General features: G+C 75.1%; 15 protein-coding genes. 1 reads left to right on the plus strand and 14 read right to left on the minus strand.

Annotated elements, in window-relative coordinates; translation table 11 throughout:
• A partial coding sequence (locus tag ACFWA9_RS29805) for an amino acid adenylation domain-containing protein (protein ID WP_380391087.1) occupies nt 1–5,490 on the plus strand: 5,490 nt, incomplete at its 5' end.
• Nucleotides 5,491–5,650: 160 nt separating this feature from the next.
• Here ACFWA9_RS29805 and ACFWA9_RS29810 read toward each other — a convergent pair.
• The 14 genes from ACFWA9_RS29810 to ACFWA9_RS29875 all read right to left on the minus strand — a co-directional run bounded on the left by ACFWA9_RS29810 (nt 5,651) and on the right by ACFWA9_RS29875 (nt 21,714).
• Entirely contained in the window at nt 5,651–6,298 is a 648-nt protein-coding gene (locus ACFWA9_RS29810) for a response regulator transcription factor (RefSeq protein WP_329488963.1), read from the minus strand.
• Entirely contained in the window at nt 6,286–7,572 is a 1,287-nt protein-coding gene (locus ACFWA9_RS29815) for a sensor histidine kinase (protein WP_380391090.1), read from the minus strand. Before ACFWA9_RS29815 ends, ACFWA9_RS29810 begins: the two co-directional genes overlap by 13 nt.
• Nucleotides 7,573–7,687: 115 nt before the next feature.
• Nucleotides 7,688–8,236, minus strand: coding sequence for a YbaK/EbsC family protein (locus tag ACFWA9_RS29820; RefSeq protein WP_380391093.1), 549 nt, complete (start codon nt 8,234–8,236; stop codon nt 7,688–7,690).
• A 26-nt stretch (nt 8,237–8,262) separates the two neighbouring features.
• Entirely contained in the window at nt 8,263–9,351 is a 1,089-nt protein-coding gene (locus tag ACFWA9_RS29825; RefSeq protein WP_352296458.1) for a zinc-binding dehydrogenase, read from the minus strand.
• 28 nt (nt 9,352–9,379) lie between these two features.
• Entirely contained in the window at nt 9,380–9,652 is a 273-nt protein-coding gene (locus ACFWA9_RS29830) for an acyl carrier protein (protein ID WP_329488959.1), read from the minus strand.
• A 54-nt stretch (nt 9,653–9,706) separates the two neighbouring features.
• A complete protein-coding gene (locus ACFWA9_RS29835) occupies nt 9,707–10,618 on the minus strand; it encodes an alpha/beta fold hydrolase (RefSeq protein ID WP_380391109.1) in 912 nt (303 codons plus the stop codon).
• Nucleotides 10,619–10,655: 37 nt separating this feature from the next.
• Entirely contained in the window at nt 10,656–12,068 is a 1,413-nt protein-coding gene (locus tag ACFWA9_RS29840) for a condensation domain-containing protein (RefSeq protein WP_380391097.1), read from the minus strand.
• A gap of 30 nt (nt 12,069–12,098) precedes the next feature.
• Nucleotides 12,099–12,872 (minus strand): enoyl-CoA hydratase-related protein, encoded by a 774-nt coding sequence (locus ACFWA9_RS29845; RefSeq protein WP_352296452.1) that lies wholly within the window; start codon nt 12,870–12,872, stop codon nt 12,099–12,101.
• A 77-nt stretch (nt 12,873–12,949) separates the two neighbouring features.
• Nucleotides 12,950–14,668: an acyl-CoA dehydrogenase gene (locus ACFWA9_RS29850; protein ID WP_329488956.1), complete on the minus strand. Its 1,719-nt coding sequence runs from the start codon at nt 14,666–14,668 to the stop codon at nt 12,950–12,952.
• Nucleotides 14,665–16,428, minus strand: coding sequence for an acyl-CoA dehydrogenase family protein (locus tag ACFWA9_RS29855; protein ID WP_380391100.1), 1,764 nt, complete (start codon nt 16,426–16,428; stop codon nt 14,665–14,667). The genes ACFWA9_RS29850 and ACFWA9_RS29855 overlap by 4 nt, the downstream gene beginning before the upstream one ends.
• Nucleotides 16,425–18,176: a fatty acyl-AMP ligase gene (locus ACFWA9_RS29860; protein WP_380391102.1), complete on the minus strand. Its 1,752-nt coding sequence runs from the start codon at nt 18,174–18,176 to the stop codon at nt 16,425–16,427. Before ACFWA9_RS29860 ends, ACFWA9_RS29855 begins: the two co-directional genes overlap by 4 nt.
• A gap of 125 nt (nt 18,177–18,301) precedes the next feature.
• On the minus strand, nt 18,302–19,090 hold the full coding sequence (locus ACFWA9_RS29865) for an alpha/beta fold hydrolase (protein WP_352296441.1): 789 nt from the start codon (nt 19,088–19,090) through the stop codon (nt 18,302–18,304).
• 131 nt (nt 19,091–19,221) lie between these two features.
• A complete protein-coding gene (locus ACFWA9_RS29870; RefSeq protein WP_352296438.1) occupies nt 19,222–20,043 on the minus strand; it encodes an integrase in 822 nt (273 codons plus the stop codon).
• A gap of 342 nt (nt 20,044–20,385) precedes the next feature.
• The gene (locus ACFWA9_RS29875; protein WP_380391106.1) at nt 20,386–21,714 is read right to left on the minus strand and encodes an amidase; all 1,329 of its coding nucleotides are present in this window, start codon (nt 21,712–21,714) and stop codon (nt 20,386–20,388) included.
• Between the last annotated feature and the right edge of the window lie 105 nt (nt 21,715–21,819).

The following is a 21,819-nucleotide window of genomic DNA, read 5'->3' on the forward strand; positions in this document are numbered from 1 at the left end:
CGCGCCGCCGGCTACGACGTCACCATCCGCGACGTCTTCCAGCAGCGCACCATCACCGCCATGGCCGCCGCCCTCCCCGGCAACGGCACCGGCGAATCCCTCATCACCGCCGTCCAGCCCTTCGCCCTCATCGGCGAGGACGACCGCGCGGCCCTCCCGGCCGACGTCGTGGACGCCTACCCGCTCTCCCAGATCCAGACCGGCATGCTCGTCGAGATGCTCACGGCGGACGGCGGAAACAGCTACCACAACATCAACTCCTTCCGTCTGCCGGACGCGAAGGCCTTCGACGCCGCAGCGATGAGCGAGGCCATCGGCCTGGTCACCGCCCGCCACGAGATCCTTCGGACCTCGGTCGACCTGACCGGCTACAGCCGGCCGCTCCAGCTCGTCCACGCCGACGTCGAGATCCCGTTCGTCGTCGAGGACCTGCGCGGCCTGACCGAGGCCGAGCAGGAAGCCCACGGCCGCGCGTTCGTCGCCGCGGCCCGGACGGCCGGGTTCGACCTGGTGAACGGCCCGCTGCTGCACCTGGCGGTCCACATCGAGTCGGCCGAGGCCTGGCGCCTGACGGTCAGCCACCTGCACGCGGTGACCGACGGATGGACGATCAACTCCTTCCTGATGGAGCTGGTCGGCTGCTACCAGGCGCTGCGGGACGGCCGCGAGCCGGCCGCCCACGTGGCCCCGGCGGTCCGCTACGCCGACTACGTCGCCGCCGAGGAGGCCGCCCTGGCGAGCACCGAGGAGCAGGCCTTCTGGCAGGACGTCGTGGACGGGTACACCCCGCTGCGGATCCCGGCCACCTGGGCCGGCGCCGAGGACTCGGAGCAGCGCCACTCGATCGGCGTGCCGTTCGCCGACCTGGAGGAGGGCCTGCTCAGGCTGGCGGCCGAGGCGAAGACCTCGCTCAAGAGCGTCATGCTGGCCGCCCACCTCAAGGTGATGGGCAGCCTCACCGCCGAGGACGCCTTCCACACCGGCGTCGTCTACCACGGCCGCCTGGAAGCACCGGGCGCCGACCGGGTGCTCGGCATGCACCTCAACACCCTGCCCTTCCCAACCACTCGGGGCGCGAAGACCTGGCGCGAACTGGTCGAGCGGACCTACGCGACGGAGACCGAGATCTGGTCCCACCGCCGCTACCCGCTGCCCGCCGTCCAGCGCGCCGCCGGGAACACCCGCGACCTGCTCACCGTGCTCTTCGACCACCAGGACTTCCACCAGGTCGACACCGGCACGGTGGACACCGGTGGTGGTCTGAACGACGGCCGCAACGAGTTCGGCCTGATGGCGATCGCCGGGGTCGGCCGGCTCAGCCTCGGGGCCGCGGTCTCGACGATGAGCCGGGAGAACCTGGAGCGGCTGGGCGCGATGTACCGGTCGGTGCTGGAGGCGATGGCCGCCGACGTCGACGGTGACGCCCTGCCCGTCCCGCTGGCCGAGGCCGACCGCCGGCTCGTCCCGGTGCTCCGGGCACCGGTCGAGCAGCAGGCCGCCGGCTGCCTGCACGAGCTGTTCGCCGCCCAGGCCGCCCGCACCCCGGACGCCGTCGCGCTGACCAGTGGCGATCAGAGCCTCACCTACGCCGAGCTGGACGAGCGGGCCAACCGCATCGCCCACCACCTGGTCGCCCTGGGCGCCGGGCCGGAGCGGGTCGTCGGCCTGTCGCTGGAGCGCGGCCCGGACCTCGTCCCCGCCCTGCTGGGCATCCTGAAGTCCGGCGCCGCCTACCTGCCGCTGGACCCGGCCAACCCGGCCGACCGCCTCGCCTACATGCTGGCCGACGCCAAGGCGCCGATCCTGGTGACCCATTCCGCCCTGGAGCCGATCGAGTTCGCGGGCGCCCGGGTGCTGATGGACGCCGACCGGGCCGCGATCGACGCCCGCCCGGCCACCGCCCCGGCCACCGGGGTGCGCCCGGACAACCTGGCGTACGTCATCTACACCTCCGGTTCGACCGGCCTGCCGAAGGGCGTCGGCACCGCGCACGCCAACGTGCCGCGCCTGTTCGGCGCGACCCGTGCGGACTTCCCGTTCGCCGCGGACGACGTGTGGGCGCTGTTCCACTCCTACGCCTTCGACTTCTCGGTCAAGGAGATCTGGGCCCCGCTGCTGCACGGCGGCCGCCTGGTGGTCGTCCCCGCGATGGTCGCCCGGTCGCCGCAGGAGCTGGTCGAGCTGCTGGTGGCCGAGCGGGTCACCGTGCTCTGCCAGACCCCGTCCGCGTTCCGCTCGCTGACCGGGCTGGTGCAGGAGGGCGACCCGCGCGTCGACCGGCTGGGGCTGCGTGCGGTCGTGTTCGGCGGTGAGCGCCTGGACATGTCGCAACTGGCGCCGTGGACGGCGAAGTTCGGCGTGCGGACGGCCCTGATCAACATCTACGGGCCGACCGAGACCACCGTGCACTCGATCTACCACCGGGTGACGGAGTCGGACCTGCCCCGGGCGGCGTCCCCGATCGGCCTGCCGGTCGCCGACACCGTGATCCACCTGCTGGACGCCAACGGGCACCCGGTGCCGGACGGCGTGCCGGGCGAGATCCACGTGGGCGGCCCGGGCGTGGCCCGCGGCTACCTGAACCGCCCCGGGCTGACCGCCGAGCGGTTCGTGCCGGACCCGTACGGCCCGGCCGGCTCCCGCCTGTACCGCACCGGCGACCTCGCCTGGCGCCTGCCCGACGGCCGCTACGAGTCGCTGGGCCGGATCGACGGCCAGGTGAAGGTCCGCGGCTTCCGGATCGAGCTGGGCGAGATCGAGGCCCGGTTGCGCGAGCACCCGCTGGTGGACGAGGCGACCGTGATCGTGCACCGGAACGAGGCCGGCGAGAAGTCGCTGGTCGCCTACCTGGTGCCGGCCGGCTCCGCCGCCCCGGACCTCGCGGCGGTGCGGTCGGACCTGGCGGCGGCGCTGCCCGGCTACATGGTGCCGGCGGCGTTCGTCACCCTGGCGGGGATCCCGCTGACCACCAACGGCAAGGTGAACCGCCGGGCGCTGCCCGCGCCGGAGCAGGCGGTGAGCGTCGTGGGCGAGCACCACCTCGCACCGCGCACCGAGCTGGAGGCCGCCCTGGCGGCGGTCTGGGCCGAGGTGCTGGGCCTGGCGCAGGTCGGTGTCGAGGACAGCTTCTTCGACCTCGGCGGCGACTCGATCCGGGCCGTCCGCCTGGTCGGCGCGCTGCGCGAGGCCGGCCACGACCTGACCATCCGCGACGTGTTCGAGCGCCGGACCGTCGCCGCCCTGGCCGCGGCCCTGCCCGGCGGCGACGGCCGCTCGCTGATCACCGCCGTCGAGCCGTTCGCGCTGGTCGACGAGGAGGACCGGGCGGCCCTGCCCGCCGACGTCGTCGACGCCTACCCGCTCTCCCAGATCCAGACCGGCATGCTCGTCGAGCTGATGGCGGGCGAGGGCGGCACGGCCTACCACCACATCAACTCCTTCCGGATCCCGGACACCCGGCCGTTCGCCGAAGCGGCGCTGCGGCGGGCCCTGGCACTGCTGGCGGACCGCCACGAGCTGCTGCGCACCTCGGTGCACCTGACCGGGTTCGGCCGGCCGCTCCAGCTGGTGCACGCCACCGCCGAGGTCCCCGTCACCGTGCACGACCTGCGCGGCCTGACCGAGGACGAGCGGGCCGAGCGGGCGCGCGGCTACGTGGCCGAGGAGCGGGCCCGCGGGTTCGAGCTGACGGCCGCGCCGCTGCTGCGGATCGCCGTGCACGTCGAGTCGGACGAGGCCTGGCGGGTCACCGCGAGCCACATCCACGCCGTCACCGACGGCTGGACGCTCAACTCGCTGCTGATGGAGCTGCTCGACACCTACCGGACGCTGCGCGACGGCGGGACGCCGGCCGCCTACCAGGCCCCCGCGGTCCGGTACGCGGACTACGTCGCCGCCGAGCTGACCGCCCTGTCCGACCCGGCCGACCAGGCCTTCTGGCAGGACGTGGTCGACCGGCACAGCCCGCTGGAGCTGCCCGCCACCTGGCGGGACCGGAGCGCCGGGTCGCTGCTGCTGAACGTCGAGTACGCGGACCTGGAGGAGCGGCTGCGGGCGCTCGCCGTCGGCGCGAACACCTCGCTCAAGACGGTGCTGCTCGCCGCGCACCTCACGGTGATGGGCTCGCTGAGCACCGCCCCGGCCTTCCACACGGGCGTGGTCTACCACGGCCGCCTGGAGGCGCCGGGCGCGGAGCGGGTGCTCGGCATGCACCTCAACACCCTGCCCTTCCCGGCCGCCCGGGGCGCGAAGACCTGGCGCGAGCTGGTGGCGCGGGTCTTCGGCACCGAGACCGAGCTCTGGTCGCACCGCCGCTACCCGCTGCCCGCCATCCAGCGGGCGGCCGGCCCCGGCCGGGCGGCACTGAGCGTGATGTTCGAGTTCCTCGACTTCCACCAGGTCGACCGCGGCGCGGTGGACGTCCGGGCCTCGATGAACGACGGCTCCAACGAGTTCGCCCTGACCGTGATCGCCACCGGCGGCCGGATCGGGCTCAGCACCGGGGCCGGCGCGCTCGGCCGGGCGCAGCTGGAGCAGCTCGTCGCGATGTACCGGCTGGTGCTGGAGGCGATGGCCGCCGACCCGGACGGGGACGCGACCGCCGGCTACCTGCCGGTCCCCACGGCGTCGGCGGGTGCGCCCGCGGCCGAGCTGGAGCAGCCGTTGCCGGTCGGGCTGATCGCCGAGCAGGCGGCCCGCACGCCGAAGGCGGTCGCCGTGGTCGCGTCCGGGCGCACGCTGAGCTACCGCGAGGTGGACGAGTACGCCGACCGGATCGCGCACCACCTGACCGCGCTCGCGGTCGGCCCGGGTGCGGTGGTCGGGGTGGCGCTGGCCCGTCGGGCCGAGCTGGTCCCGGTGCTCCAGGGCGTCTGGCGCGCCGGCGCCGCGTACCAGCTGATCGACCCGGCCGCCGCGGCGGAGCAGGTCGACCCGCGGGTCACCTTCCTGATCACCGATCGGGCGGTGGCCGGGGGCTTCACCGGCGGGGTGCTGCGGCTGGACGACGAGGCGGCGCCGCTCGCCGCCCGGCCGGCCGGGGCGCTGCCGCTCGCGGCCTCGCCGGAGGGGGCGGCCTGCCTGCTGGACGGCGTGCTGGTCGACCACCGTGAGCTGGGCCGGCTGCTGGAGAAGGTCCGGGCCGAACTGGGCGGGATCCGGCGCGGCGCCTGGCTGGCGGCCGCTCCGGGGGCCGGCCTGCGGGCGGCGGCGGAGCTGCACCTGCCGCTCACCGGCGGCGCCCGGGTGGTGCTGGCGTCCGAGGCCGAGGCCGCGGACCCGGCGGCGCTGGTCGCCCTGGTGGACGCGCAGCGCGTCACCCACGTGCAGGCCACGCCGGAGGACTGGCGGCTGCTGCTGGCGGCGGGCTTCGACAGCCACGCGGTGACGGCCCTGGTGTCCGGCGGGTCCGCGCCGGACTCCGAGGACGTGCTCGACGAGCTGCGGACCCGCGCCCAGCGGGTGGTGGCCGGCGTCGGCACCGTCCACTAGCGGCGGAACGCCCGAGGTCCCCCGCGGTCGGTACGACCGCGGGGGCCCTCGGGGCGGAACGGGCCCGGGCGGGCCGGACGGCGCGGCCGCCCTGACCCGGGCCGGACCGCGCGGCCCGACCAGGCCCGACCGGGCTCGGGGACCCAGCCGGTCAGCGCGGTCAGCGCCCTTCCAGGAAGCGCAGCACGGCGCGGACCCGGCGGTGGCCGCCGGCGTCCTCGCGGGGCAGGTCGAGCTTGGTGAGGATGCTGTTGATGTGCTTGCCGACGGCGCTGTCGCTGATCACCAGCGCGGCGGCGATGGAGGAGTTCGACTGGCCCTCGGCCATCAGCGCGAGCACCTCCCGCTCCCGCTCGGTCAGCCGGTCGAGCGGGCCGCTCTGCCGGCGCAGCAGCAGCTGCGAGACGACCTCGGGGTCGAGCGCGGTGCCGCCGGCGGCGACCTTGCGCAGCGCGTCCACGAACTCCTCGACGTGCGCGACGCGTTCCTTCAGGAGGTAGCCGATGCCGCTGGGATTGGTGGCGACCAGGTCGGCCGCGTAGCGCTCCTCGACGTACTGGGAGAGCAGCAGCAGGGCGGTCTCCGGCCAGCGACGGCGGATCACCAGCGCGGCCCGCACGCCCTCGTCGGTGTGCGAGGGCGGCATCCGGACGTCGAGGATGGCGACGTCCGGCCGGTGCTCCTCGACGGCGAGGAGCACCTCCTCCGCGTCGCCGACGGCGGCGGCGACCTCGAAGCCCATCGTCTCCAGGACGTTGGTCAGGCCGACTCGCAGGAGAACGGAGTCCTCGGCGATCACGACGCGCACGGCAGCTCCACGGTGATGGTGGTCGGGCCCCCGACGGGGCTGGATATCCGGAAGGTGCCGTCCACCGAGCGGGCGCGACGGCTGAGGCCGGCGATGCCGGTGCCCCGGCTCTGGTCGGCGCCGCCGACACCGTCGTCGGTGACGACGACGCGCAGCAGGTCGGCGACGCGGTCCACCCGCACGGCGGCGCGCTCGGCGCGGGCGTGCTTGGCGACGTTGTTGAGCGCCTCGGCGACGACGAAGTAGGCGACGGACTCGATGGCCGTCGCGGGGCGGCGGTCCACCGTGACCGCCAGGTCGACGGGCAGCGGGGCGCGGGCGGCGACGCCGGACAGCGCGGCGTCCAGGCCGCGGTCGTCCAGGACCGCCGGGTGCAGGCCGCGGACGAGGTGCTTCAGCTCGGCGATGGCCTCCAGCGCCTCCCGGTGCGCCTTGTCGATGACGCCCTTCGCGTTCGGCCCGGCGTCGGTCAGGGTGGCCCGGGCCAGGCCGAGGGTCATCGCCAGGGCGACCAGGCGCTGCTGGGTGCCGTCGTGCAGGTCGCGCTCGATCCGGCGCCGTTCGGCGTCGGCGGCGGCCACCAGGCCGTCCCGGCCCTCGGTCAGGTCGTCGACGCGTTCGGCGAGCCGCTCGGCCCGGCTGGGCCCGAGCAGCCGGCGGGCCAGGTAGCCGTCCGCGCCGACCACCAGCGCCGTCACCCAGGGCATCACGAGGACGAGCAGCAGGCCGCCGGCGGTGAACACGGCGGCGCGCTGGCGGACCTGCTCGGGCAGGGCCCAGATCCAGCCGTAGGCGCCGGCCAGGGCGATGGCGTAGAGCCAGCCGGCCAGCACGGCGAGCCCGGCGAGCCCGAGCACCGGCCCGACCAGGACGTGGTAGCCGAGCTGGCGCCAGGCGGCCTGCGAGCGGACCGAGGTGGCGAGTCCGCGCCAGCTGAGCCGGATCGTGCTGTGGGCGGCACGCGGGATCGACTCGCCGAGCAGGTAGCGGAACCGGCGGTGCTGCGCCTCGTTCAGGGCGGTGACCGAGAGCAGCAGGAAGGCGAGCGGTCCGACCACGGTCAGCATCAGCTGGGTGGTCTCCAGCGGCCAGTAGAGCCAGTCGTCGGCGGGTTCGACGAACAGCAGCCAGGGCACCGCCACCAGGGAGAAGGAGGCCAGCTGGAGCGGGACACCCAGGCAGAGGAACACGATGTCCCGCCAGACCCGCACCGACCACGGCGCGCGGCGGAGCGCGAGGGTGAGCAGCCGCCGCGGGGCTGTGCCGGTTGTCATGCGCCCACCGTAGTTGGCAGGCCGAAGGAGTGTCATGTCGCGCCCGTTCCGGGGAAAAGGGAAGGTGGCACCCCTTGTCGAGAAGGAGTGCCACCGGTGTGGAGCCCTGTGGTGATCAGGTGATCGGGACCACCTGGGGGCGGGCCAGCCGCAGGTAGTCGGCCGACTTGATCGCGACCGACCGGTCCAGCCGGGCGGCGTTGAAGTACAGCTCCGGCTGGTCGAAGAGGGCCGGGTCGGCGAGGACCTGGAGGTCCGGGTGGAAGGAGAACGGGGTGATCGTCCCGCTCACCGTCGCGCCGAGCGCCTCGGCGACGTCCTGTTCGGCGAACCGCGCCTTGCCGCCGCCGGCCACCCGGGCGACCTGCTTGAGGTCGACCCGGCAGTCGCCGGGTATCACGGCCAGCACGTGGCGGGCGGGTCGGCCGCCCTTGGTGACGGTGACCACCATGCACTTGGCGGCGGCGGAGAGCTCGTGGCCCCGCAGCTCGCTGGCGAGCGTGGTCTGCCCCTCCGGCGGGTGGTCCATCAGCCGGTAGGCGATGTCACCCCGGTGGAACAGGTCGAGGAGTCGTCGGTAGGTGGACGGCGGGGCGAGGTCGGCCGGGTCGGGGCGTTCCAGCAGGCCCACCGCCGCGGACTGTTCAGACGTGTCGACGAGCATTGGTCCTCCACGCTTGGTTGGCTGGGTCAGACGACGAGCCGGTCCAGCGAAGGATCGACGATGATCTTCGCGTGGCGGTCCGGTTCGCCCAGTTCTGCGATCGCCCCGGCCAGTCCGTCCAGGCCGGTCACCCCGGTGATCACGGCGCCGGCGTCGATCCGGCCCTCCGCGATGTCGCGCAGGGTCTGGCGGTACTCGGTCGGGCTGCCGCCGAAGGAGCCGCGGATGTCCAGCTCCTTGCCGACGGCCACGCCGGGGTCGAAGGTGTCCGGGCGCAGGCAGACGCCGACGAGCACGATGCGGGCGCCGGCCGGTGCCCCGTCCACGACCCGGGCGAGCATGCCGGGCGTGCCGACGCACTCGAAGATGACGGCGTCCTTGATCCGCACGCCCCGGTACTCGGCGGCCATCCGGTCCATCATTCCGGGGATCACCCCGAGCGAGGTCCAGCGGTCGTACGGGGACTCGACGGCCGGGTCGATCAGGATGTCGGCGCCGAGTCGCTCGGCGAGGGCCCGGCGGCGCGGCGAGAAGTCCACCGCGACGACCGGGCCGAGGCCCCTGGCCTTGAGCACCGCGACGATGCCCAGGCCCACCGGGCCGAGGCCGATCACCACGGCGACCGAGCCGGGGGCCGCCTCGGCCCGCCGGACGGCCCGGGCGGCGATCGAGAACGGCTCGGTGAGCGCGGCGGTCTTCGGGTCGAGCCCGTTGGGCACCGGCATGGTGAAGGCTTCGGAGAGCAGCATGTACTCGCCGAAGCCGCCGGGGAAGGCCGGCGTGTAGCCGATGATCCCGCTGCCCTGCGGTCCGAAGCCGATCGGCGGGCCGCACACCACGGTGCCGGTCGGCAGGGCCCGGACGGTGCCCGGGCCGTAGTCGACGATCTCGGCGGCGAACTCGTGGCCGAGCACGAGCCCCTCGCGGATGTCGTGGGTGCTCCCGCCCGTGCGGCGCATGACGTCGCCGAACGCGTCGGGGTCGTCGAGGGCGTGCAGGTCCGAGCCGCAGATGCCGCAGGCCAGGGTGCGGACCAGCACCTGGCCGGCCTGCGGCACCGGGTCCGGGACCTCCTCGACGACGAGTGCGCCCCCACGGGTGATGGCGGCACGCATGGTCGTCCTCCTCTCTGCCGGTGCGGGGTCAGGCCCGCTCGGCGATCTTCTCGGCGAGCAGTCCGGAGAGGGCGTCGATGGTGGGGTAGTCCCAGGCCAGGGTGGGCTCCAGCTCGACCTCGAACTCGTCCTCCGCGTCGCCGCACAGGGCGAGGGCGTAGACCGACTCCAGGCCGTACTCGACGAGCTTGACGTCGGGCCGGATCTGCTCGACCGGGATCTCCAGGTAGAAGGCCACCCGCTCGGTGAGCCAGGCGCGCAGCTCGGTGAGGTCGTGGGTCTGCTCGATGGACGTGGTCATGGTGGTAACTCCTCGGGAGGGTCGGAAATCGTGGGGGTGGTGACGGGGCGCCGGTCAGTCCAGCGAGGCGGCGAACTCGGCCAGCGCGGCGGTGACTTCGGCGGGGCGCTCCTGCTGGGTCCAGTGGCCGCAGCCGGGCAGCAGCACGCTGCGGTGCAGCCGGGGCGCCCAGCGCCGCAGCTCGTCCGCCAGCCGGTCGGGGTCCTGGCCGCGGACCACGAAGTCGTCCGTACCGGTCAGGTAGAGCGCCGGGACCTGGATCGCGGCCTTGTTGAGCGGCGCGGTGAGCTCCCAGTTGCGGTGCAGGTTCCGGTACCAGTTCAGGCCGCCGGTGAAGCCGGTGGCGCCGAGCGCCTCGGCGTAGACGGCGAGGTCCGGCTCGGTCAGCCAGCCGGGCAGCCGGTCGGGCTCCGGGTACAGGTCGAGGAAGCCGCCGCCGTCCGGGACGACCGGGTCGAAGGGCGGCGCGCCGCCGCTGGTGCCGGCCAGCAGCCGGCGCAGTGCGGCGGGCACGTCGCGTTCCAGCTCCCGCTCGGCCGCGCCGGGTTCCTGGAAGTACAGCATGTAGAAGCGTTCGCCCATGGCGCGCCGCATCGCGGGCAGCGGCGGCAGGCCGGCCCGCGGCCGGTAGGGGATGCTCAGCCCGGCCACGCCGCGGACCAGGTCCGGGCGCATCAGCGCGGTGTGCCAGGCGACCTGGGCGCCCCAGTCGTGCCCGGCCACCACGGCCCGGTCCGCGCCGAGCGCGCCGATCAGCGCGACGACGTCGCCGACCAGGTGGTGGATGGTGTACTGGTCGGCCTCGGCGGGGCACTCGCTGAGGCCGTAGCCGCGCATGTCGGGGGCGACCACCCGGTAGCCGGCCTCGGCCAGCCCGGTGAGCTGGTGGCGCCAGGAGTACCAGAGTTCGGGGAAGCCGTGCACCAGCACGATCAGCGGCCCCTCGCCGGCCTCGGCGACGTGCATCCGCCGGCCGGCCACCCGCAGGGTCCGGTGGACGATCTCAGCCAACGCGCCGCCCTCCCCCGCCGGTGGCGAAGCCGAACATCCGGTCCATCGCGGCCGCGTCCACCAGGGTGAGGCGCGCGACGGCGGCGTCCGGGTCGGCCAGAACCGCGTCGACGGCCCGGACGAAGTAGCCGGCGAACCGCTCGACGGTGGCCTCGTCGAACAGGTCGACGTCGTAGCGGAAGTCGACGGCCAGCGAGTCCACGCTCTGCCGCACATTCACCGCGAGATCCAACTGGCCTTCCGCCTGGGGGAGTTCGAACGGCGCGATGCGCAGTCCGGCGAACTCGGCCGGTGCGCCGTCGGCGGCGTCCAGGAGCAGCCTCAGCAGCGGGTCGGGGCTGCTGGTGCCGATCATGTTGAAGGTGATCCGGCAGAGCGCGGAGCCGGCGCCGGTCCGCGGCCGGTTGACCGTCCGGGTGAGCAGCTCGAACGGGTAACCGACCCGGCCGAGGCCCGCCTTGACCTGCGCGTCGGCGGCCCGGGCCGCGTCGCGGAAGCTCGCCCCCGGCGCCAGGTCGGCCCGGAACAGCAGGGTGTTGATGAAGTTCCCGACCACCTCGCGGGTCGCCGGGCTCAGCCGGGTGGTGGTCGGCGCGCCGACCAGGAAGGCGTTCTGCCGGGTGTAGCGGTGCAGCAGCCCCTGGAGGATCCCGAGCAGGAGGGAGAACAGCGAGACCCCGTCGGCCAGCGCCAGCTCGCGCAGCCCGGCCACCCGCGGGCTGCTCAGGTCCAGGTGGTGGGTGCTGCCGCGGTAGCCCGGACTCGTCGGCCGGGGGCGGTCGGTGGGGATCTCGGCCGGGATCGCCCCGGCGCAGAAATCGTGCCAGTACTGCTCCATCCGGGCGCCGCGCGGCGAGCCGAGCAGGTCGCGCTCCCGGGCCGTGTAGTCGTCGTAGTCCGCGGTGAGGGGTGCGAGGTCGGGCTCCCGGCCGTCGACCAGCCGCCGGTAGCTCTGCAGCAGGTCGCGCAGGATCAGCCAGTTGGAGGTGGCGTCGGTGCCGATGTGGTGGCCGGCCATCAGCAGGACGGCGTCCTCGGCGCCGCGGCGCAGCAGGACGAAGCGGAACGCGCCGTCGCGCTCCAGCCGGAACGGCTCGCGCAGCGCGTCCCGCACCGCGGTGCGGAAGCGCTCGTCGGTCAGCCCCGGCAGCTCGCGCAGTTCCAGGCCCAGCGGGTGCCGGTCGGCGACGGTGCGGGCGGCCTGGCCGTCGTGCTCGGCGAAGAGCGAGCGGAGCATGTCGTGCCGCTCGGCGGTCGCCTCGATCGCCCGCTCCAGGGTGGGCAGGTCGACGGCGGAGCGGACGGTGAGGGCCACCCCGGTGTTGTAGACCGCGGCGTCCGGCGCCAGCCGGTAGAGGAACCAGAGCGACTGCTGCGCGTGGGAGAGGGGGTGCAGGCTGGACATCGACGTCCTTCGTTGCGGTGGGTGGGCGGGTCAGTGGCCGATGAACCGCGGGGGTTCCCCGGCGAGGTGTGCCCGCAGGCCCTCCCGCTGGTCGGCGGTGGCGAACAGGGCGGCGAACCGGTGCCGTTCGAGGTCCAGTCCCTCGGCCAGCGGCCGGCCGAGGCCCTCGTCGACGGCCCGCTTGGCGGCGCCCAGGGCGGCTGTCGGCCCGTCGGCGAACCGCTCCGCCAGCCGCTGGGCCGAGGCGTGCACCTCGGCGTCCGGGACGACCTCGTCGACCAGGCCGAGCTCCAGCGCCTCGGCCGCGTCCAGCTGCCGTCCGGTCATGATCAGCCGCTTGGCCCGTGCCGGGCCGATCAGCCGGGGCAGCCGCTGGGTGCCGCCGGTGCCGGGGATGATCCCCAACCGGATCTCCGGCAGGCCGAGCACGGCCCCGGACCCGGCCACCCGGAAGTCGGCGCAGAGCGCGAGTTCGAGCCCGCCGCCCAGGGCGAAGCCCACGATCGCGGCCACCACCGGCTTGGGGATCGCGGCGATCGCGGCGAACCCGGCGTGCAGCCGGGCGGTGTACGCGTCCACCTCGGCGGGGGTGCGCTCGGCCATCGCCGCGAGGTCCGCGCCGGAGCCGAAGACGCGCCGGCCCCCGGTGAGGATCACGGCCCGGACGGCCGGGTCCGATCCGACCCGCTCGGCGGCCTCGGCCAGCTCCGCGGGCAGCACCGGGTCGGCGCCGCTGATGGTCGGGCGCAGCAGCCGGACGGTCGCCACCGGCCCGGCCTCCTCGACCCGTACGTACTTTCCCATGCTCTCTTCCTGTCACTGGGCGTCGTCGGCGGCTCCCGCCGGGAGCCACCGGTCCGCGTGCGCGAGGTGCCGGCCGGTCAGGCGAGGTGCCGGCCGATGAGGTCGAATCCGGCGCCGCTCTCGTAGCGGTCGAGCAGCTCGCGGAAGACCGCCGGACGGACGGCCTCCGCCCCGGGCACCGGCGGGCAGCCGAGCCGGGCGGTGAGCCGGGCCAGCGCCGCGACGACCCACTCGGGCCGGTGCGCGTACGCGCCCGGGTGGTCCGGGTTGTTCAGCCACACGCCCAGGCAGCAGGCGGCGGCCAGCAGCACCGCGTAGCGGTGGGTGAGTTCGAAGCTCACCGGGCCGGCCAGCGGGGTGCGGTCCCGGGGCGCGAGCTCCTGGCAGGCCTGCTTGAGCGCGGTCAGCTCGTCCACCAGCTGGGCGGTGAGCCGGCCCAGGACCGGTTCGTCGCGCACCCGGGCGGCCGCGTCCACCAGGCTCCCCAGCAGCGGGTCGTACCGCCCGGCGGTGGTGCTCAGCCGGTCGAAGTCCAGCTCGGGCAGGTCCCCCGCCAGGTGGAAGACGCCGGCCGGGGCCGGTTCGCCGACCAGCCAGGCGGCGCGGGCCAGCCGGGGCAGCTGCGGGATGACGGTGGCCTGGCAGACCGTGCCGCCGGCGTGCACCAGCGAGGCGACCGGCAGGTCCCGGGCGTGCTTCTGGAACACCGCGTGCGGCCCCTCGCGCAGGAACGAGCGGGCGCCCAGCACCTGGCCCAGGGCGTCGACGGTGTCCTTGAAGAGCAGCGGCACCAGGTACTTGACGGCCGCCGCGTAGACGCTGGTCTGCCCGGGCAGCAGGTGCAGCGCGCGGCAGACCGTGGTGGCGAAGGCGTCGGCCGCCTGGAGGTCCACGAAGGCGTCGGTGAGCACCGAGCGGGCGTGCGGCAGGTCGGCCACCGTGCGGTGGTACAGCCGCCGGCCGAGCGCGAAGCCGGTGACCGTGCGCAGCTGCTGGTCCACCGCGCCGAGCGCGGCGGCGGGCAGCACCGCCCGGGTGACCTGGAAGGACCGCAGGATGGTCTCCATGGCCGCGCCGACCTCGCCGGCCACCGCGGTCACCGGCACCGGGCAGTGGTCGAACTGCAGCCCGCCCAGGTACATCGCGCGCACCCCGACGGTGCGGTAGCGCGGCAGGAAGCGCAGCCGGTCGCGCGGTGCGGTGGCCATGTCGACCAGCACCATCGAGTGGCTGCGGCTGCCGGGCTCCGGGCTGGTGCGGGCCAGCACGGTGACGGCCTCGGCACGGGCCAGGTTGTTGATGATCTCCTTGCGGCCGTCGAGGACGAGGTGGTCCTGCCGCAGGGTGCCGCGGAAGGCGGTGTTCGAGACGTCGTTGCCGGTGGACATGTCGGTGTAGGCGGCGGCGATCCGGCCGTTGCGGCACAGGACGTCCGCGAGCCACCGCTGCTGCTGGTCACCGCCCTGGGCCCACACGTTGACCGCGCCGACCAGGTTGCTGGCGCCGTGGCCGAGGCCGAGCGCGGCGTCGCGGCGGAACAGCGGGCGCAGCACCCGGGCCAGCCGGTCGGCCCGGTCGAGCCGGCCGCCGAGCCGCCGCGGCACGAACTCGGCGCCGAGCCCGTAGGCGTCCAGGACGCGCTCGCCGGCCGGGAGCAGGTCGCCGCGCTCGTCGGCGGCCACGAAGGCGGCGAAGCCCAGCGGGTTGTCCTGGTACTCGGGGTCGCCGAACAGGGCCTCCAGCGGTGCCGGGTTGCCGAGGTCGGCGTAGCAGTCGGGGGTGGTGGCCGTGGTCATCGGCTGCTTCCCTTCACCAGGGGGTAGGACAGCAGGGACGGGAGGAGGCCGCTGCGTTGCTGCTCCTCCAGGAAGGGCACCAGGCGCTCCAGCAGGTCGTCGCCGGCCACCGGGCGCCGCGGGCCGTGGCCGAGCCGGGTCAGCACCCGGGCCAGCGCCGCCTCCAGCCAGAGCCCGTCGGCCCACAGGCCGCCCTGGTGCTCGGGTGCCTCGTGGTTGCGCAGCCAGAGCTGGACGGCGGCCGCGGCCGCGTACAGCAGGGCGTACCGCTCGGCCAGGTCGAAGGCCGCGCGCGGCGCCTCGACCGGGACCGGCCGGTGGGCGGCCAGTTCGACCGCCAGGCCGTCGACCGCGGCCAGCAGTGCCTCGGCCCGCCGGCCGAGCGAGGCCGGGACGGCGCCGTGCGCGGCCAGCCGGCCGAGCTCGGCCACCGCGGCGGGCAGCGCCTGCAGCACGCTGGAGCCGCCGCGCGGGAGCAGGCTGAGCCGCTCGCGGTCGAACGGGGCCAGCGGCGCGGCCAGGTCGGTGGCCGCGGCCAGCCCTGCCCCGTCCACCGTCCGCTTGCGCAACCGGCGGGCCAGCAGGGGGAAGTGGTTGATCAGCGCGTGCAGGTTGACCAGCGCGTTGCCGTCGAAGATGCCGACGATCCGGTGGTCGCGCTGGACCTTCTGGAAGCGGCCGTGCTGGTAGGTCTCGCCGACCAGCAGCGAGCGCGAGCCGAGCACGGTGCCGAGCCGGTCGATCACCTGGTCGACCAGGGTCGGTACCAGGTACTTGGTGACGGCCGAGGAGACGGCCAGCTCGCCGGGCAGCGCGTGGATGCTGCGGACGGCGACCGTGCTCACCGCCTCGGCGAGCAGCACGTCCGCGTACGACTGCGCCAGCAGCCTGCGGGTCTGCGGGAGTTCGGCCAGCAGCCGGCCGTAGGCCCGCCGCTCCAGGGCGTAGCCGGCGGCCAGCGTGAGCGCGTTGTCGGCGGCGCCGAGCGACAGCGCGGCGCACATCGTGCGGGTCAGCTGGAGGCTCTTGAGGACGATCTCGGCGCCGTCCCCCTCGCCGCCGACCAGCGCGTCGGCCGGCACCCGGGCGTCGGTGAAGGCCACCCCGCTGATGTCGGCGCCGCGGATGCCGTGCAGCTTCACGGCCGGCAGCGGCCGGTAGCCGGGCGGCGCGACGGCGGACTTGTCGATCATCAGCAGGCTGAAGCCGCGCGCGTCGCCGGCCTCGCCGGTACGGGCCAGCAGGCAGACCGCCCGGCCGCGGTTGGCGTTGTTGATGAGCCACTTCTCGCCGCTCACCCGGTAACCGTCCCCGGTCGGCACGGCGACGACCTCGCCGGCCAGCAGGTCGCTGCCGTGGTCGCGCTCGGTCAGCCCCCAGGAGACCACCGTCCCGTCGAGCACCTGGGCGGCCAGCCGCTCGGCCTGCTCCCGGCTGCCGCCGACCCAGACCGACACCGCGCCGAGGAAGGTCTTGCCGTGCGCGATGGCGACGGTGAGGTCCCGGCGGGCGACCGCGCGCATCAGCTGCAGGACGTGCTCGTAACTCTCCAGCGCCCCGCCGTACTCGGCCGGGACGTAGTGCCGGGGCAGCCCCAGCAGGTCCAGCTCCCGGCAGATCTCGACCGGGAACTCCTCCCGGTCGTCCAGCGCGCCGCAGCGCGCGTAGGAGAACAGCCGTCCGCCGTCCTCGGGGTCGCCGAGGGCGCGGTCCAGCTCGCCGGCGATCCGGCGGGAGGGGTGGGTGGCGGCGTGGGTCATCGCGCACCGGCCGCGCTGCGGTAGCGGGCGGCGGTGGCCGGGTCGAGGTCCTCGACCACCGGCTCCAGCGCTCCGGTCATGAACAGCTCGCGCATGAGCGAGCGCTGCACCTTGCCGCTGGTGGTCTTGCGGACCTGGCCGGGCCGCAGCAGCACCAGGTTGGGGATCCGCACGCCGACCCGCTCGGCGAGCCGGCCGCGCAGCCGCCGGGCGAACTCGGCCAGCTCCTCGGGGGCGCCGGGGCGGCGGCGGACCTCGTGCATCACCACGATCTGCTCGCCGGTGCCCGGCACCGTGCAGACGCTGCCGCTGAGCCCGTTGAACGCCTCGTCCAGTTCGGCGAGTTCGCGCTCGATGTCGTGCGGGTAGAGGTTGCGGCCGTTGACGATCAGGACTTCCTTGATCCGCCCGGTGACGTACAGCCGGCCCTGGTGCAGGGCGCCGGTGTCGCCGGTGCGCAGGTAGCCCGCCGCGCCCTCCGCCGTGACGGCGCGGAAGGTCGCCGCGGTGGCCTCGGGGTTGCGCCAGTAGCCGGCGGCCACGCTGTCGCCGCGGACCCAGATCTCACCGATCCCGCCGTCCGGGAGGGTGGCGGCGGTGGCCGGGTCGACGATCCGCACGTCGAGGTCGTGGACGGTGCCGCTGCTCACCAGCAGCGGGCCGTCGCCGCCCGGGGCGACCGGACGCAGCTCGTTGGCGGCGAGCGCCTCGGCGTCGACGGCCGTCAGGGCCGGGGTCTCGCCGCGCGGCGTGCCGGAGACCAGCAGGGTGGTCTCGGCCATGCCGTAGCAGGGGTTGAACTGGTCGAGCCGGAAGCCCGCCGGGGCGAACCGCTCGACGAACCGGCGCAGGGTGGCGGCGCTGACCGGCTCCGCGCCGTTGCCCGCGCTGACCAGGCTGCCCAGGTCCAGTCCGGCCAGCTGGGCGTCGGTCACCCGGCGGGCGCACAGGTCGTAGGCGAAGTTCGGGGCCGACGTGTGGGTGGCGCGGCGGCTGCTGATCAGCTCCAGCCACAGGTGCGGGCGGCGCAGGAAGGCCATCGGGGCGAGCTGGTAGCCGAGGGCGCCGACGTACAGCGGTGCGATCAGGGCGCCGATCAGGCCCATGTCGTGGTGCTGGGGCAGCCAGCAGGCGCCGCGGCTGTCGTACTCCAGCGCGAAGGCCCGCGCGATCAGGCCGATGTTGTGGCGCAGCGAGCGCTGGGTGACCATCACGCCCTTGGGCGCGCTGGTCGAGCCCGACGTGTACTGGATGAACACCAGGTCGTCGTCGGCGGTCGGCGGCACCTGCCAGTCGGGGGCGGGCGCCAGGTCCAGCAGGTCGGTGGCCACGCAGGGCAGCTCGGTGACACCGGCCTGCTCCAGCATGGCGACGGCCGTGCCGTGGTTGGCCGAGTCGGTCAGCACCAGGCGGATGTCGGCGTCCCGCACGATGCCGTCGACGCGGGAGCTGTGGCCGCGCTGGGTGCTGGGCTGGGGCGCCGGAACGGCCACCACGCCCGCGTACAGGCAGCCGGCCAGGGCGGTCACGAACTCGGGTCCGGCCCCGTACAGCAGCATCACGCGCTCGCCGACGGCGCACCGCTCGCGCAGCCAGGAGGCGACCGAGCGGGCCGCGCGGTCGAGGTCACCGAAGCTCAGCGGCTGCTCCGACCAGCCGTCGGAGGCGGCCTCGACGAAGACCAGGGCGGTGCGGTCGGGGGTTTCGCGGCCGTGCCGCTCCAGTCGGGTCACCAGGTGATCGGCCATCAGCACGGCCTCTTTTCGGTCAGGGGTGGACGGTGGCGGGGCGGGACGCCGGCGCCCGCGGGGACGGCGATGGGCGGGCGCGGCGCGGGCGGGACGGGGCAGGGCGGGGCAGGGCGGGGCGGGGTTCAGGCGCGACCGGTGCCGAGCACCTGGCGCAGCCGCAGGTCGGACTGCAGGTGCCCGGCGATGTGGGCGAGCAGCTGCTTCTCCTGGGCCTGGAGGTAGAAGTGGTCGCCGGGGAAGATCCGCAGCTCGAAGCCGGCGCTGGTGGTGTCCGACCAGGCGGCGACGTTGTCGGGCGCGCACTCGGCGTCCCGGGCCCCCACGTAGGCGACGACCGGCACCCGGTGGCGTCCGGCCGCGGGGTCGGGCCGGTAGGCGGCCGACAGCCGGTAGTCGGCTCGGATGCTGGGGAGCACCAGCTCCAGGAGGCCCGGGTCCATGTCGGCCAGCGAGCTGTGGCCGAGCTGGCGCAGCTCGGCCAGGAAGTCGGCGTCGTCCGCGGCCGCCGACTCCTCGCGCTCACGGCGGTGCGGGGCCTCGGAGCCCGAGACGAACAGCCGCACCGGGCGCACGCCGTGCTCGGCGCCGAGCCGCAGCGTCACCTCGTGCGCGACCACGGAGCCCATGCTGTGGCCGAACAGGGCCAGCGGCACGCCGTCGGCGGCCAGAACGGCCAGGGCGGCGGCGATCTCGTCCGCCATCGCGTGGACGGAGGGCGCGTAGGGGTCGCCGAGGCGGTCCTGCCGCCCCGGGTAGCAGGCCGACAGCACCTCGATGTCCTCGGGCAGTTCGCGGGCCCAGGACCAGTAGGCGGTGGGTGCTCCGCCGGCGTGCGGGAAGCAGACCAGCCGCAGCCGCGGGGCCGGAGCCGTGTGGTAGGTGCGGAACCACAGCGCCACGGAGTCGGTCATGAGCGTCCTTCGGGGGAGGGGTGCGGCCATGGAGATGCCGATCTATCAGCACCGCCACGGTGCCGCCCGCTCCTATACCGCGCCCATATCGGGCGGTCGGCCGCGCAGGTCCGCCGCCCCCGCCCGGTCCGCTACAGCAGCGCGTAGAGGGCCGAGGCGTCGTCGTGCGCCTTGCCGCGGGGCCACCGCTCGCAGGCCGCGTCCGACCGCTCGACCGCCCGCACCTGGGCGATCAGCTCGCCCGGCCCCGACTCGGCGAGCAGTCGCAGGGCGTCCGCCCAGCTGCCCAGTCCGAAGCGCTCGGTGTAGCGCGAGGCGCCGTCGCTCAGCGCGGCCACCGCGTGCAGCCGCTCCAGCTCGACGAAGCCGGTCTCGGCGTGCTGCGCGGCCTTGGGGCTGGCGGCGGCGATCCACGGGCCGGTGCCGGAGTTCCGGGCGGCCCGGACGGCCAGCGCGTACTCCAGGTGCAGCGCGGCGCGCTCGGTGGAGCCGGGCACCGTCGACCAGACCTGGCGGCGCACCTCCTCACCGGCGGGGAAGCGCTGGTTGTCGCCGATCACCTTGAGCGGTCCGTCCTTGTACTGCAGCACCAGCAGCGAGTCCCCGAGCACCAGGTACTCCAGCGCACTGCCGTGCCGCCGGGCGGCGACCACCATGGCGGCGGGCGTGTTGGGGTGGGCGAGGTCGCAGCGGCCCCCGTGCAGCGCCGCCGTCTCCACGATGGCGTCGGCCAGGCACTCGGCGATCGAGCGGTCCGCCCGGTCGGTCAGCCGGGCCAGCAGGTGCACCCCCAACCGCCGTACGTACCAGGGGGTGCCGTGCCGGCACCCCGACTCCAGCCCGGTCGGCGAGCTCGCGCCGTCGAGCAGTACGAGCGCCTCCGGCGAGGCCGCCGCGAAGTCCTCGCTCTCGCGGTCCGGCCGCCGTGCTTCCCCTGCCAGCTGTACCTGCATCCCGACAGTGTGGACGCCGGGTGGGGCGCGCGCCCAGACCCGTGCACGCGGTGCGCGCCGCCGGCGCCGGACCGTCCGGTGGCAGCGGGGGCAATTCGGCCATACCGTCGGATATCGAGTGGACAATTCGGCCAATCAGGGCCTGTCAGGTTTCGCGGTCTCCTTCGAGGGGCCGGGCCGCACGGGACTGACGAGGACGAGGAGCGACGGATGTTCTGGCAGTTCATCGTGCTGGTGGCCGCGTCGATCGGCTTTCCGACGGCGGCCCTGCTGTTCCTGATCGGCGGCCCCCGCTTCCCCGACGAGCAGCGCGACAGGCGCTGACCCCGCCCGCCGCGCCGCTCAGCGGGCCGGGCCGCCCAGGGCCCGCTCCAGCGGCGCGGCCAGGGCCAGCAGCGACTCGTCCGCACCGGCCGCGCCGACCACCTGGAGCCCGAGCGGCAGGCCGTCCGCGCTCACCCCGGCGGGCAGGCTGACGGCGGGCAGCCCGGCGTAGCTCCACGGCAGGGACATCACCGCGTCCCCGGTGCTGCCCAGCCCGGACGGAGCCGGCCCGGTGGCGGAGGGCGCGACCACCAGGTCCACCCCCGCGGCCGCCCAGGCCTCGGCGAGCCGGGCGCGGACGTGCTCGCGGACGCCGAGCGCCGTCTCGTGGTCCTCCGGCCGGACGGCCTGGCCGTGCCGGATGCCGGCCGCCGTCTCCGGCCGGTAGAGGCCGCCGAACCGGGCGAACCAGTCGGCGTGGCCGCGGGCCTGCTCGAAGCGGTTGATCGTCCGCACCTGCCGCACCAGCCACGCGAAGTCGGGCAGCAGTTCGATCTCGCGCACCGTCGACCCCGCGGCGGCCAGCCGGTCCAGCTGCACCCGGAAGGCCGCCAGCGCCGCCGGTCCGGCCTGCTCCAGGTACGGCCCGGCGGGCACCCCGAGGACGGGCGGCCCGTCGCCGGGCGGACCGCCCTGCCGCTCGCCCCGCCAGTCGTCGCAGAGCAGCGGCGCCGCCAGCGCCGCCCCGGCGAGGTCGGCGGTGAACAGGCCGACGGTGTCGAAGCTCGGCGCGTTGGGGATCACCCCGTCGAGCGGGATCCGCCCGTACGTCGGCCGGAAGCCCACCACTCCGCAGTAGGCGGCGGGCCGGACCACCGAGCCGATCGTCTGGGTGCCGATCGCCAGCGGCAACAGCCCGGCCGCGACCGCCGCCGCCGAGCCGCTGCTGGAGCCGCCCGGCGTGTGCCCGGGGTGGTGCGGGTTCCGGGTCGGGCCCGGAGCGCTGCCGGCGAACTCGGCGGTCACCGTCTTGCCCGCCACCAGCGCGCCCGCGGCCCGCAGCCGGTCCACCACGGCGGCCTGCGGACCGGCCAGCACGCCCGGCGGCAGCGCCGATCCGGCGTGCGTGGGCAGGCCGTCGACGTGGACGATGTCCTTGATCCCGACCGCCACCCCGTACAGCGGCGGGGCGGTGGCCGGATCGGGGTGGCGCGCGGCCAGCGCGCGGGCCTCGGCGTGCAGCCGCTCCGGCCGGCCGGCCTCGGGCACGAAGGTGTGCAGCAGCGGGTCCAGCCGCTCGATCCGGCCGCAGAGCCGGTCGACCCGCCCGGCGAGGTCGGCGTCACCGCCGCGCGACCGCGCGACCTCGTCGGCCAGCGGCCGCGGACGGACCAGGGACTTCTCCATGCCGACCACGCTAGTAGTGCTTTGTTAGGAGGCTTGTCGCATCGCGTGTTCGGTAGTTCTCTGTTGGTATGAGGACTGGCGAACTTGCTTTGTGGCGGGGGCGGT

Source organism: Kitasatospora sp. NPDC059973, assembly GCF_042737525.1.
Classification (GTDB): domain Bacteria; phylum Actinomycetota; class Actinomycetes; order Streptomycetales; family Streptomycetaceae; genus Kitasatospora.